Source organism: Psychrobacter sp. T6-4 (genome assembly GCF_052258425.1).
In the GTDB taxonomy this organism is placed as follows: Bacteria; Pseudomonadota; Gammaproteobacteria; order Pseudomonadales; family Moraxellaceae; genus Psychrobacter.
The window spans coordinates 133,832-147,339 of the sequence record NZ_JBQQEZ010000002.1; the positions used below are offsets into that span (position 1 = coordinate 133,832).

General features: G+C 39.5%; 11 protein-coding genes. 4 read left to right on the plus strand and 7 right to left on the minus strand.

Features of this window, described 5'->3' with window-relative positions; all coding sequences use genetic code 11:
• The first annotated feature begins 44 nt into the window (after positions 1 to 44).
• From ACTXGE_RS02300 to ACTXGE_RS02315, 4 genes are all read left to right on the plus strand, one after another.
• Positions 45 to 1,022 carry a DUF4194 domain-containing protein gene (locus tag ACTXGE_RS02300; protein ID WP_443541609.1) on the plus strand — a complete coding sequence of 326 codons (978 nt, stop codon included), beginning with the start codon at positions 45 to 47 and terminating at the stop codon, positions 1,020 to 1,022.
• A gap of 11 nt (positions 1,023 to 1,033) precedes the next feature.
• Positions 1,034 to 4,423 (plus strand): ATP-binding protein, encoded by a 3,390-nt coding sequence (locus ACTXGE_RS02305; protein WP_071001766.1) that lies wholly within the window; start codon positions 1,034 to 1,036, stop codon positions 4,421 to 4,423.
• Positions 4,416 to 5,702 carry a Wadjet anti-phage system protein JetD domain-containing protein gene (locus ACTXGE_RS02310; protein ID WP_083328828.1) on the plus strand — a complete coding sequence of 429 codons (1,287 nt, stop codon included), beginning with the start codon at positions 4,416 to 4,418 and terminating at the stop codon, positions 5,700 to 5,702. The genes ACTXGE_RS02305 and ACTXGE_RS02310 overlap by 8 nt, the downstream gene beginning before the upstream one ends.
• Positions 5,703 to 6,083: 381 nt before the next feature.
• Positions 6,084 to 6,302, plus strand: coding sequence for a helix-turn-helix domain-containing protein (locus ACTXGE_RS02315; RefSeq protein WP_156770958.1), 219 nt, complete (start codon positions 6,084 to 6,086; stop codon positions 6,300 to 6,302).
• A 180-nt stretch (positions 6,303 to 6,482) separates the two neighbouring features.
• On the opposite strand, the gene ACTXGE_RS02320 is transcribed toward ACTXGE_RS02315, so the two are convergent.
• The 7 genes from ACTXGE_RS02320 to tatB form a co-directional block, all read right to left on the minus strand.
• A complete protein-coding gene (locus ACTXGE_RS02320) occupies positions 6,483 to 8,153 on the minus strand; it encodes a hypothetical protein (RefSeq protein ID WP_443541611.1) in 1,671 nt (556 codons plus the stop codon).
• Between the two features lie 73 nt (positions 8,154 to 8,226).
• Positions 8,227 to 9,711, minus strand: a complete 1,485-nt coding sequence (locus ACTXGE_RS02325; RefSeq protein ID WP_193005964.1) for a leucine-rich repeat domain-containing protein — start codon at positions 9,709 to 9,711, stop codon at positions 8,227 to 8,229.
• Positions 9,712 to 9,837: 126 nt separating this feature from the next.
• Complete coding sequence (locus ACTXGE_RS02330; protein WP_201611663.1) at positions 9,838 to 10,260, minus strand: ion channel; 423 nt, start codon at positions 10,258 to 10,260, stop codon at positions 9,838 to 9,840.
• 124 nt (positions 10,261 to 10,384) lie between these two features.
• Positions 10,385 to 10,714 carry a DUF6122 family protein gene (locus ACTXGE_RS02335; protein WP_226945081.1) on the minus strand — a complete coding sequence of 110 codons (330 nt, stop codon included), beginning with the start codon at positions 10,712 to 10,714 and terminating at the stop codon, positions 10,385 to 10,387.
• 101 nt (positions 10,715 to 10,815) lie between these two features.
• Positions 10,816 to 12,108, minus strand: a complete 1,293-nt coding sequence (locus ACTXGE_RS02340; RefSeq protein WP_286708074.1) for an ATP-grasp domain-containing protein — start codon at positions 12,106 to 12,108, stop codon at positions 10,816 to 10,818.
• Between the two features lie 175 nt (positions 12,109 to 12,283).
• The gene (tatC, locus tag ACTXGE_RS02345) at positions 12,284 to 13,117 is read right to left on the minus strand and encodes a twin-arginine translocase subunit TatC (protein ID WP_025645697.1); all 834 of its coding nucleotides are present in this window, start codon (positions 13,115 to 13,117) and stop codon (positions 12,284 to 12,286) included.
• On the minus strand, positions 13,114 to 13,500 hold the full coding sequence (gene tatB, locus ACTXGE_RS02350) for a Sec-independent protein translocase protein TatB (RefSeq protein WP_192992010.1): 387 nt from the start codon (positions 13,498 to 13,500) through the stop codon (positions 13,114 to 13,116). Before tatB ends, tatC begins: the two co-directional genes overlap by 4 nt.
• Between the last annotated feature and the right edge of the window lie 8 nt (positions 13,501 to 13,508).

A 13,508-nucleotide genomic window follows, 5' to 3' on the forward strand; every position in this document is an offset into this window, starting at 1 on the left:
ATTATAAAAAACTAATGACAACGGACTGAATATAGAGGATTAGAATGAGTGTATCCAATCATTTTTTTGACATGGTCATTGGTACCAACAGTGACACTGCCGTTAGTAGTAATCACGATAAGAAATCTACATCAGCGAGTAAGAACGAAACTATTAGTCCTGATAGCGAAAGTGTTAACGATGAGTCTGCGATTAAAAATACTATGCTAGACCCTATGCCTGGCGATGCCAGTCGCGTCTTAGTACATATCATGCGCCATGGGGTTATTTTTCATGCGCAAAAACCTAATTTATATCATTCATTATGCCGATATCAGTCGATGATTCAGCGCCATTTGTCTGAGGTCTACTTAACCTTAGTTTTAGATGAGCGGCAAGGTATTGCTTTTATTGCTCGTTCTGATAGTGAGACTGCAGGCAACAGCCAAGATAGCTTTGATTCAGCAAGTACAAGCCACCCTAAAGACCTGTTAGCAGATGAGCTTATAGATAGTAATGATGATGAGCACACTCACTCGCTGATTAGCAAACGCACACTGAGCTTATATGACACCTTGATATTGTTAATGTTGCGAAAATATTATCAAGAGCGCGAAACCAGTGGCGAACAAAAAATCATCATCGACATTGAACGCCTGTCATCGCTACTCATCCCTTTTTTACCATTAACTGATCATACCAGCCGAGATCTTAAAAAATTGAGCGCGCGACTCAAAGAGCTTAGCCGTCGCCATTTATTAAGTAGCATTCGCGGCAATGATGATCGTTACGAGATAACGCCTTTGATTCGTTATGTGGTCAGTGCTGATTTTTTAGAGAGTATGCTGGGTGAATATCTGCGCTTGGCACAAGGTACAACAAATACAGAATTAGAGTCACCTACTTTTGAAAATGACGATTTCGAAGATAAAAAATATTCTCAAGATGACTCCTTAAACAATCAATCTACAAACAAAGTAAAATCCGAAAAAACTTCCAATAATCAATCTGTAGATAATCAGTCCGATTTATTTGGCGAATGAGGATGAATATAATGCAACAATCATCAAATGACGCGACTCTGAACATCACGCCACTTAGCCAAATACGCTTAGCCAAACTGTCTGTATTTAATTGGGGGTCATTCCATGGGTTACATACGGCAAATATCGACGTGGAAGGAACCCTCATCACAGGAGATAATGGCTCAGGAAAGTCCACCTTAATTGATGGATTAATGGCACTGCTCATGCCTGCTGGTAGAGCGACTTTTAATGTCGCAGCAGCACAAAATGACAAAAGTGACCGCTCACTAATCAGCTACATGCGTGGCAGTTTTGGCTCAGCGCACGATGGTATCAACACTAAGGTAAAAAGTAAGCGCGATAAAGGTGTTATTACAGGACTATCTGCTGAATATCTCAGTGACGATGGTCAAAAAATGACTTTATTGGCACTATTTTGGACGACTGTCGCTAGTAACTCGTTAAGTGATGTGAAAAGACTGTATGTCGTCGCTCAAAAACAGTTGCCACTGTCAGAGGTCTTAGATCAGTTTGCTCAAGGCAATGTCCGTAAATTAAAACAATGGTTAAGCATGCAGCCAGAAGTAACTTGCTGTGATGATAATTTTGGCGACTATCAAGAGCTGTACCGACGCATGCTCTATATGGACAACCCAAACGCGCCGGCCCTTCTCTCGCGAGCGCTGGGTCTAAAAAAGATTGATGACTTAACTGAGCTGATTCGTACGCTGGTACTTGAGCCAAGTGGCGTTCGTGATGACGCCAAAGAGATTGTGAAAGAATTCGGTGACTTGGTTGCCATTCATACTCGCCTGCAAGATGCCAAAGAGCAAGTTACCCACCTTGAACGCTTACCAAAGCTTGCTGATGATATCGTAAAAACACAATTAGTTATTAATGACACTTCTAAGCAAAAACAAGCGCTGCCGATCTATTTTGCTCAGTGCTACGCCAAACTATATCAGCAAAAGCAACAGCAGTTGTCACAACAGCTAGAGCAATTAGAGCGCGATCTTGCGCAAATCGAACAACAAGAGCGTGATGCTACTGAAACAGTAAACCGCTGCCGTGATGAATATATGAACCTCGGCGGCAATCGCATTGATAGCCTAAAAAAAGACATCCAAGCTACTAAAGATACCCTTAACCGCACCAATGCGAACGCCTCTCGTTACCAAATACTATGCCGTAACCTAAGTATTAAAACCACTTTAGATGAGCAGACTTTTCACAGCAATATTACTCAAGCCAATAATATTCAAGAGCATCTCGCTGAGCAAGAAGCAGACCGTGAACGTGAATTTGGTGACTGCGCCATTGCTTTAAATGAAACTGAGGAACACCATCGAGAGCTATCAAATGAGATTGAAGCACTTAAAAGCCAACCTAACTCAAATATTCCACCGAAGTTTAACCAACTAAAAGACGCAATTTCCCGTAGTTTAGGCATTGATCCTAATACACTCATGTATATCGGTGAATTGGTCGATATAGAAGAAGATGAACAAGATTGGCAAGGCGCTATCGAGCGAGCACTTGGAGGATTAAAAACCACATTACTTGTACCAAAAGAGTATTACTCGCTTGTTACTAAATGGCTTAATAGCCAGCACACAGGATTACATGTCCGTGTACAAGTAGTATTGGATAATCAACAAGCTAAGAGCCATACTGCATTTAAAGCTGACGGTTTTTTATGTAAGCTAAAATGGCGTACTCACTCTTATCGTGACTGGCTCAAAACATTTTTATCTCGTTATGATTTGCTGTGTGTGGCTAACACCGAACAGCTCGACCGCACTGCTTTTTCAATGACTCGGCAAGGATTAATTCATAAAGAAAAAGGCCGCTTTGATAAAAAAGACTTGCAGAGTATTAATGATAGGCGTCATTGGCAACTGGGCTTTAGCAACAAAAACAAGCTCGCATTGCTGCAAGTAGAAATAGAGCAGCTCAAAACAAAGCTGCAAGAAGATAGTAAACACTGGAAAGATGCACGCGCAGCCATGCGTAGTGTCAGTGAGCAAATATCCTCATGGAAGAAGTTAGAGGAATTTGAATGGTCACAAATCAATGTACCGTATTGGCAACAAAGACTGGAGCATGAGGAACATGAGCTAAGCGCTATTGAAAACGCCCAAGGCGATTTAAAACAAGCTAAAGTACGCTTTGATAATGCTGAAGAAGCTTTATCTAAAGTCGCTCAAGATAAAAAAGAGAAGGTGCGTCAAAACGGTGCAAAAGAGCAAGAGTTATCATCTGTGCAAAAGGAGCTTGATAGATCTAAGAGATTAGCTGAAGTAGAGTTAGATGAGCAGGTAAAACAGCAGCTAAAGGCGTTGGTTGGTAATATCGAGCTTGACAATTCTAGCTATCAAACGCAAATAACCAAACAGCTTGAAGAAAAAATAAACGAAAACCAAAGTAGGCTCAACAAATATACTCATACAGCTATCGGCATTATGAGTAGCTATAAATCAAAACCACAATGGCAGGCTTATACGGTTGAATGGGAAACAGGGCTGAATGGTATGGATGACTATATCGCCCATTTGAACCAATTAAGCAATGAGGGATTACCTGAGTTACTGGATGAATTTAAAAAACGCTTAAACAAACATGCCACTCAATCGCTGGCACGTCTAAGTAATCACTTATCTATGGTGCATGACGATATTCGTCGGCGTATTGGACATATCAATGAGGTATTAAAGAAAACTGAGTTTAGGCAAGACTCTCATCTTAAGCTCAGTTTAAAACGTGAAAACTTCTTGCATGTACAAACCTTTAACCAAAAACTCAATCAGGCCCTCTCTGCGGTGAACGACGATAACCATACAAGAAGGTTTTACCTACTTAAAGAGGTCATCGACATATTGGATAAAGCTACTAGCTCCACTTCGAGTACTACCCTTGAAAGTTTACGTTTATTAGACCCTCGCTATCAGCTGGCATTTTTTGCTGAAGAAATTGATAACGATACACAAGAGGTCTTGGACGTGCTCAGCTCATCAAGTGGCAAATCGGGCGGCGAAAAAGAATCTTTTGCGGGTATGATTGTTGCAGCAAGCCTCGCTTATGTGTTAACGCCCGATGGCTGTGATATGCCAATATATAGTACTGTGTTTCTGGACGAAGCTTTTTCAAATACTGCCGAACAAGTTAGTCGCCGCGTACTAAAAGTATTCAAAAAGCTAAACATTCATGTCAACTTAATCACCCCATTTAAGAACCTAAATTTGGCACGTGAATCTGCCAGAAGCTTACTGATTGCTGAGCGTAACCAAGAACATCATGAAAGCCGATTATGCGAAGTTACTTGGAAAGAAGTGGATAACATCCTGGCAAAGAATAAGCTTGAACAGTTCTCCCAAGACAACCAAGAAATTGCAGAATTAGGTATTGAGCTTCATGACTAAAGAGATGATAACTACAGAAACACCAAATTGGGGTTTGATGCCTGCAGCCGTCATCACACAACTAAAAAAGCGAGAGTGGGACAATCTACCACGCCTTAAAGCCCGTTTAAAAAATGAAAGAGCCTTCCCTATTGTCATAAGCCTAAAGCCTCCCAAAACAGGTAATGAATTACTCAACCATACACTGCATTTCCACGAATTTGTGCAAGCGTGGCGTAATTTTGCTTTCGCTGATATGGTGCAATGGCAGCATAATAGCTTTCGACATTTTTCTGAACAGACCCTTCCTATCACTTTAACTATTCCTAATATTCAAGCACTGTCTGAAATATTAGGCGCATCGGCACGCCAGCAGCTTAAAGACTGGCAAAAAAAACTAAGCTACCTTCATACCGAAATCGCTAAAGGCATGACAATGTCATCTGCTAACAGTACAAATAAGATTGCAGATAGCTGGCATGAGAATTTATTTTTTGCTCTCATTGATATGTTAGAAGTTGTTGATAACTTGAGTGCTGATGATCTAAAGTTACTGGTCGCGCTTATACCGCAATTAAAAAAAGGAATGGGTGCCGGGCTATACTTGCGCGCTTTGCCAGTATGTTACGTTGATACCAAGTTTATAGAAACCTATCACAAGCTTATCGAGACCTTATTGGAAGCTTTTTATCCTGGGCAAATCAAAGAACAAGGCTTAGCTTATTGGCTCGGATGCTTGGATAAGCCTAAAGGCTGGTTAATGGTACGACCTTTGTGCCCTGATACAAGATATGCTTTATCTGGCTTGCCTATTTTAAGATTACCGATACATGTTCTACATAGCCAAGCGCTGCCTGCTAAACATATTTTAGTCGTAGAAAATGAGCAATCTTGCTTAGCACTCCCAGAAACAGAAAACACGATTGCAGTTGCAGGGGGTGGTAAAAATATTAATTGGATGAATGCTGGCTGGTTACAGAAAAAGACAGTAGCGTACTGGGGCGATATTGACTCTGAAGGTTTAATGATATTAAGCCGCGCCAGAGAATACTGTCCAAAGTTGACCGCTATCATGATGGACGACCAAACGATAAAACAGTTTATCAATCGTATGGTAGATGAGCCGGACTCTATAAATCATGAGCCAACACACTTAACTCATGACGAGTTAACATTATTTACAGAATTGCGCCGAGGAATATATGGCTTTAAGAGATTAGAACAAGAAAGACTTCCAAGCGAATATATTAAACAAGCATTGGAAAAGTGGCTCGATAAGCCTACTCCATATTCTTCATAATTGCTATTTAGCTTAAAAGATCAATTATTTGAGATTTCGCTACGATTGATAATATCTTTGCTAATTTATTTCCTTATCGTAGTTATGTCTCAAAATACTTAGCCTCTAAAACTACTGAAGTTACTCATACTGATCTACTCTCCCCGTAGCAATTTTTTATTTTTAGAAATTGTAACTGATATGTAAGTTTAAAAGTAAACATAAGCAAAAATTAGAGTTTTTGCTTATATCCACACTTTATAGTAGTTTTTTTTCATTGCTATTTATATTTATTTAATTCTAATCATTGTATTGTTGAATGACATTAACAAAGATGAAGATTTAACTATGTATATTAAGAAAAAGAAATGGGCTGATTACACACATGATGAGCTCACATTAATGAAAGAAACTGTAGCGAATGCATCTGCTGACACTCCATTTTCGCCTGAGTACGCAGCGGCCTATCTAAACAAATCCGTGAACACTCTGCAGTATATGCGCTGTCATAAGTCTGATGCAATAACGTACAGTAAAACTGGTGGCCACATTGTATATCGGCGTAAGAATTTGGATGCTTATCTGGATAAATGTGAGAAAAAATGTACATCTAATTTTTGATTAGTGACAATAGTTACTCTTTAGCTCTTTCATGAATAAACTCATATTTCATAAACTTATTTTAAGGTTAGAAATAGGCATATAAAAAAGCTACTTACATTTAAGTAGCTTTTTTATTTCAAGTCAGAGAGCCACACTAACTACAGTAACGTTTAATTAATTGTAAATAACTTATAAAAATCAAGTTGTAAAGAAAAAATCCTCACCGACCAACTCACCATCCTCTAGGTAATATACACCCGAAATATTTAACCTTTTTTCAGTTGATTTGGTACCTCCGTACATCGCAATCTTCTCTGAAAGTATTGTCCAGATCACTCTACATCCAGTGCTTTTTTGCAGCTCTTCTAATGCGTCCTTTTTCACCATTAGGTTGTTACCAGATTCATTACCATAAAAAGAAGCGTCGAACATCACTAATTCATCATGCTTATCAACCCATGAACCAGAGAACTTATCATTTTTTAGACTCAAAGTTTCGAATAATAATCTAGCAGGTGCACTGATGTTATAGCCTAAATCACGATTTTTTATCCCTTCTGAAATATGACTTTCTGAACAAACGTAAACTTCACCTAAACTATCTTCATCTGAACCAACTCGGCGTTCATATATGTTTTGCCACCCAGAATTACCATAATATTCATTATCATAGATTTCAAGTAAAGGTGACCAGTAATACTCTAAGTTGAATATATCGTTATACCTCTCTACAGACTCAGGCATCCATCGACCCATAAAGTTTTTATTCTGTATATTTGATACGACCAGATCAAAGTCTTCATTTTTTACCAAATATGCGTTGATCATATACCATACACGTTGATATGAGCCAGAATGGTCACCATCACCTAACTTCTTATTAGGCTCAAATTCAATATGCCTATCTAGGGATAACCAGTCTTCGTTCTGAAAATGGTTTAAGATGACTTCTTTTGAATCAATTAAATCATTTTTTGAAACTACCCAATTTTCAAAATCATCACTCCACCCATTGTAATTAGGGGGAGTTATAAGACGGATGTTAGTTGAATCAGGAGGTATGAATGTAGGGTCTATATCTCTAAAAGAAGGCTCTACAGAACCGTTGTACCATATGTATTTCTTATCATCTTTCCAACGTGTTGATGGGTCTGTCATTTCAAAGTTATCCGCTACTCTAGCTACCACTTCATACATTGCCATCCACTGATATTTTTTGCCAATTCGTTCAACTCTATTTTCACCACGACCTGTATAGGGAGTGTTTCTATCAAATTCACCATGTTTTTCTGCATCATAACCAAATTTATTAAAAATTATTTCTACAGCATAATTGCTAAGCTTATCAATATTTATATTACTCCAGTTACTAAAATTAGACTGAAAAACGTAACGCCCAAAATCACCGTACCAACCTGTACCTCTACCATACTCTGTCGTCATTGAGTCTATAATTTTATCTTGAGCAAAACGATGTTTAGGAATGGTTTTATCTTCATAATCATTCGCGTACTCATTGTCAATGTCTTCATTACTAGGAATAGTTTTAGGAAACACACTTTTATATGATGGTCTAGCTAACTTCAGCTCACTTTCGCTAAAACCTACTAAATTATGACTATTAGCATATTCAATGATATTTCGAGCAAAGTCTCTTACAAGAACATTAGGATACACCTCTTCTTTAGCGAAAATATTGCTAAGGATAAAACTGGATATCTCATTTATTGATTCATGGCTCTGTGACGATAATATTGCACCATACACTGAAGCTAAAACACGCTCAAACACATAAGGATCATCTACTTCTTGAAAGGTTGATAGCAATTGAACCGCAACATGAATATGGTTTTGTAGAAGGCGAGTCAATGCTATTGTGGCATTGTCTCGTAACTTAATGTTTGAAGTTTGCTAAGAGTATGATGTGAATATCGCACAACCGCTAAGAGTATGATTGTTTATCCCAACCGTAGACTGTATCAATAGAACGTAAATAACATTTCACCCTCGGAGAAAGCCTATCAAGAGGATTACCAGTAAGATTGATACATCTCAAACTATTCAGCTGTGTAAAACTATCTGGCAGGTTTCTAAGATTACAATAAACAAGCTCAAGCTTAACAAGATTATTAAGCTCACCAATACTATTAGGTAGCTTGCCCAATTTACAATAACTGATAAAAAACTCAGTCAGACTCTTAAGTTGCCCTATGATTTCAGGCAGCTCTTTGAGGCTACAATGGTTAATATAAAGCTTCTCTAGATTAGTAAGTTGACCTACGCTATCAGGTAGCTTGTCAAACTTGCCATGACTAATAAAAAGCTCAGTTAAGCTAATAAGCTGCCCTATGCTATCAGGTAGGACTTCAAGCTTAGAGTGATTAAAATTGAGCTTAGTTAAGTTAACGAGCTGTCCGATGCTATCAGGCAATACTTTAAGTTTACAGTTGATAATATTAAGCTCAGCAAGGTTAATGAGGTGTCCAAAGCTATCGGGTAGCTCCGTTAGTTCAAGGTGAAGCAGGTCAAGGTGAGTTAAGCTCAAAAGCTGGCCTATGCTATCAGGTAGCTCTTCAAGCTCACAATGAGTAATAAAAAGCTCTGTAAGACTGCTCAGTTGTCCAACGCTGGCGGGCAACTCTTTAATACGACAACGATTAATATAAAGCTTGTTGAGGTTGGTAAGCTGTCCAATACTACTAGGTAGGTCTTTGAGATCACAGTTAATAAGATCAAGGTCATTTAAATTTTTGAGTTGCCCTATGCTGTCAGGCAAGTGCTTGAGCGGGCAATAACTAATAAAAAGCTTAGCGAGGTTAATAAGCTGCCCTATGCTGTCAGGCAGTTCTTCAATCTCACAGTGAACTATATCAAGTACCGTAAGCTTAGTAAGCTGTCCAATGCTGTCAGGTAAACATTGAATCTGACAGCGACCAATGAACATCTTAGTAAGGTTATGAAGTTGTCCAATACTATCAGGTAGCGCTTCGAGTTCACTTTGATCAATAAAGAGTTCAGTAAGATAACTCAGTTGCCCGATGCTCTCAGGTAATGCGACAAGTTTAGAGTGACTAATAGACAGTTTGGTTAGATTAGTGAGCTTACCGATATTGGGCAGTAAATGACTTGAACATATGCCACTGATAGTTATATCTACTAGATTTGTAAGGTTGGTAAGCTCATCGGGTAGATAGGCTATTCTATAGACGTCTTTTGAGTGTTGCTCATCATGTTCAGGCTCTAAGATCTCTAGCTTTTTTAGGGCTAACAGTGATTCTTTATTACGAGGAATTTCAGAATGCTTGAGCTCAAACTCATCTGCCCACGCCCATATTTTCTCAATCCAGTTGTCATTAGTATTTAATGTTTTATTAGAAGTATCAGACTGATGAATGTCCTGATGGTAGTTATTATTGTTTGGATTCATAGCTTTATTCCTTATAACAACTTGAACTATTTTTCTTATGCCAGAATAACGTTAGTATCCTGACATAGGTTTATGCAGCCCTATGCTACACATAGTCGAGATAGTCTTTAGCTAAATAGTCTTTAGCTAATTTGCAAGGGGTTTTTTACCATTCATGATCTGCAGCACAAAGGTTCCGGACATTGTAATCAGTAGGAAACCATGGAAGGCCTCCATCGCGGTCATAAATCGAAGATGTCCGTTAGGCATGAGGTCACCTCGCCCAAGCGTTGTGTAGTTAACTAGCGAGAAGTAAAAGTAGTCCATAAAGGTAAGGGAGGCACTGCCGTTGGATGAGGACGAGACGAGGTCACCAACCTGAAAGTTATGCACAGCAACCCAAAAGCCAGTCGCATAAAGCAGTGCCTCAAGGATATGAGCCAGCACGATTGAGGCAACTGCGACCCCAAGGCAGTGTCCCGGATGGCGCGACGGCGTCACAAACTGTGACGAGAATTTTAATACGCCATAATGTATTGCTGTGCAGACAGCGATTAGAATCGCTGCCATTATAATTGCCAGAATCACTTTTTATCCTTTTTGAGGAAGGAACGACATTAAAGGAAGATTACCCTATTTATTTTAACTAATCCTGTATAATTTTTTCACTATAGCTAACGACTACGCATAAGCACTAGAGTCTATTCAGATAGGTCATTACGCAGTCATTTGAATCAGTCAGCATATGTAGTAACAATCCTAGACCAATTATTCTATAGGGCTTTGGTAGAAATAGCATAGCCGCATAAACTGCCATTGCATAGTAAGTATGTAATGGATGAAAATTAATACTACAGCGATCAGGTAAGAAAACAGGTGTTGCTAGCAAGTGATCTAAATCTACCAGCATGGTTGCTAAAAGAATCAAATATACTCGTTTGTAATCATCACGAAAAAAAGTATAGGCAATAATCAACGGCATGCCAAAATGCAGGAAGTAGTGGATAACGGTTTGGATCATCATCTTTCCAATTCAGCATGATGTTTTATTGATAAGTTGGTATGCAGAATAATTAAACTAGTAAACGTTACTTAAGAAGCCAAAGCTACATGTTCATGCTATGTTCAGACTTGAAAAACAGGCGCAAAGCCACCCCCTGGTGTGCGAAAGTTAGTCGCTTGGCCTTGATAGATACGCCCAGCAGTTAGTAGCAGCTGTCCTGCATAGGTATAAAGACGTATATCTACCTTTCTAGTCGTCACCACATCATCAATCTTTATTGATCGCTCTGTAGCAGGGATAAAGGTCTGCGCAATATAGCTTTCATCTAAAATAGTCTCGAATACGCGGCGGGTAATCTTGCTGCCACGGTAAACGCCCTTACTACCATAACCAGCTACTGGCTTAAAAAACAATTGTCTCCGAGTACGCCATAATTCTGCTGCATCCTCTTTTGTAACCATTCTGGTAGTTGGTACTGACTTTTTTAGATATTCTGCATCATCATCACCTAGTCCCCACGACTGCAAAGTTTGCGTATCGGATAGTAAAGTCAGGTTGCGCTTATTAGCGAATATAGCATGGGCATGCGGATTGGGGGTTACTACTACCGCACCCTCTAAATAGGCACTTTTAAGCACGGCGTGGTTGGGGTTTTCAAAGGCGAAATCGACTAACCGATTATAGATCATATCAATGGGCTTGCTATGAGCTGTCAGTACACCATCAGCATAGTTAAGCTCAGACGGATCGAGTATAACGGTATCAATGCCTTTAGCTTGAAGTAGTTGGCAGGCCAGCTGAAACTCCAAATACATGAACTGGCTTTTGGGCTCATTATCCACAATAGCAATGCGATTGGGCATGCTAGTTGCCGATTGTCGCTGCCATTCTTGTATGAACATATTAGCGACCGCTTCTTCAAACCCATCAAGCATTTTAGTAGTAGCAACACTTTGCTCTGAGGGGCGACAGCAGTGTTTTTGTGCGCGGGCAAGTGCTACGTTTAAAAATGCGCCTCCAGCATTGGTATTGATCTCAATAAGCTTGGGGTCATCGCTCCCTAAGTGAAAGTCATAACCCATAAAGGCCCCTATTGGCCCCGGATCGAAAGCCGAGATATTGGGTGCCCACGACAGTACTTGCTGTTGATATGACGGTAGTCTAGCAGTCGACTCAATAGCTGCGATGATTCGCACCATTGCTTCTATCTCTGTCTTAGGGACGAACACCGGTGTCGCTGAAAACAGCTTATTAAGCTCATTGGCTCCTAGTGGATTATCTCTTGTGTTTACTAATTGATCTTGCAGGCTGTTATTAAGCGCTTTACGATCTAAAGTACGGCAATAGCACTCTTGATTAAGCTGATTTGCCAGATTATCATTCGTTTTGTTTTTATTATTAATTAGGGATTCCATTTAAATCTCATTACTAAGTTGAATGTACTGATAGGGTTTAGGGGACAGCCAAAATAAAAAAAGTGTCTTAAATATTTAAGATAAGGTTATTTTTATAGTTACTTTACGAAATAGTCATTTTGCAAGATACTTAATTTGCAATATATCTAGTTTATAAATTAGCTACTTTGCAAGGTTATACGGTTTTACGCTCTTCTTTAATGAGTACTTTCGCTAAAAACAAACCTAACTCGAACAGTAGCCACATTGGAATCGCGAGCAATAGCATTGACACCCCATCGGGCGGTGTGACTACCGCTGACACAGCAAAACAACCGACGATGATATATCGGCGCTTACTCTCTAGACTCTGAGTGGATATGATACCGACCATTATCAATAATAAAGTAACCACTGGAATCTCAAAAGTGAGTCCAAATACCATAAATAACTTTAGCGCAAAGCTTAAATAACTGTCGATATCGGTCATAGGTATAACGTTTTGCGGAGCGAATAAAATAAAGAACTTCAATACGCCTTTGAGTACCACAAAGTAGGCAAAAGCGACACCAGAATAAAATAGGAATATCGAAGATATCAGCACTGGAATAGTGATTTTTTTCTCTTTTTTATATAATCCAGGCGCTATAAATGACCAAATTTGATACAGAATATACGGCATCACTACAAAGGCAGCAACGAAAATCGTCAAGCGAATAGGTGCCATAAAGTTCGAGGTAATATCAGTAGCAATCATAGTCGAATTCGCAGGCAGCTGCGCAACCAGAGGGTCTGATAAAAGATTGTAGAGCTCACGCGAAAACCCTACCAATGCTAAGAAGACGATCAAAACGGCTACGCATATTTTGATGAGATGCTTGCGTAATTCAATCAAATGCTCAGTAATAGGCATGTCGCTAAGCACATTCAGCACATTATCAGTCTCAACATTATGGGTAGCATCTGACGCCTTAGCATCTGTATTTGCTAACTTTCTTTGGCGACTTTTTTGGCGCTTAAATAAGCTCATTTATCCCCCTTCTCTATAGCTGAAGAAGAGGAAGTATCTGGCTGATGATTTTGCTGCTGAGGAGTGTTTGACTGATAGGAAGTATCTAAGCTTTGGTTTTGCGAGTTTTCAAACTTATCCATACTACCGCGCATCTCGGCTAACTCACGCCGCATGTCTGTCTCAGTCTGACGAATCTTTGCCAGCTCATCTTGCATCTGTTTTCGTGTCTCAGCCAAATCAAGCTCAGACTCTATATCAGACTGTAAGGTTGAAATCGTGCGACGCAATTTGGCATACCATTGCCCAGCGGTACGTGCGGCTTGCGGCAGTTTTTCTGGGCCCAATACGATTAAAGCAATGACGCCAAACAAGAGTAATTCGGAAAACCCAATATCAAACATAACAGTCA

Excerpts from the sequence above, each read along its gene's own strand:
- ACTXGE_RS02300 (WP_443541609.1), top strand. The coding sequence starts at position 45 with ATGAGTGTATCCAATCATTTTTTTGACATGGTCATTGGTACCAACAGT.
- ACTXGE_RS02315 (WP_156770958.1), top strand. The coding sequence starts at position 6,084 with ATGAAAGAAACTGTAGCGAATGCATCTGCTGACACTCCATTTTCGCCT.
- ACTXGE_RS02325 (WP_193005964.1), bottom strand. The coding sequence starts at position 9,711 with ATGAATCCAAACAATAATAACTACCATCAGGACATTCATCAGTCTGAT.
- ACTXGE_RS02305 (WP_071001766.1), top strand. The coding sequence starts at position 1,034 with ATGCAACAATCATCAAATGACGCGACTCTGAACATCACGCCACTTAGC.
- ACTXGE_RS02310 (WP_083328828.1), top strand. The coding sequence starts at position 4,416 with ATGACTAAAGAGATGATAACTACAGAAACACCAAATTGGGGTTTGATG.
- tatC (WP_025645697.1), bottom strand. The coding sequence starts at position 13,117 with ATGAGCTTATTTAAGCGCCAAAAAAGTCGCCAAAGAAAGTTAGCAAAT.
- ACTXGE_RS02340 (WP_286708074.1), bottom strand. The coding sequence starts at position 12,108 with ATGGAATCCCTAATTAATAATAAAAACAAAACGAATGATAATCTGGCA.
- tatB (WP_192992010.1), bottom strand. The coding sequence starts at position 13,500 with ATGTTTGATATTGGGTTTTCCGAATTACTCTTGTTTGGCGTCATTGCT.
- ACTXGE_RS02330 (WP_201611663.1), bottom strand. The coding sequence starts at position 10,260 with ATGGCAGCGATTCTAATCGCTGTCTGCACAGCAATACATTATGGCGTA.
- ACTXGE_RS02335 (WP_226945081.1), bottom strand. The coding sequence starts at position 10,714 with ATGATGATCCAAACCGTTATCCACTACTTCCTGCATTTTGGCATGCCG.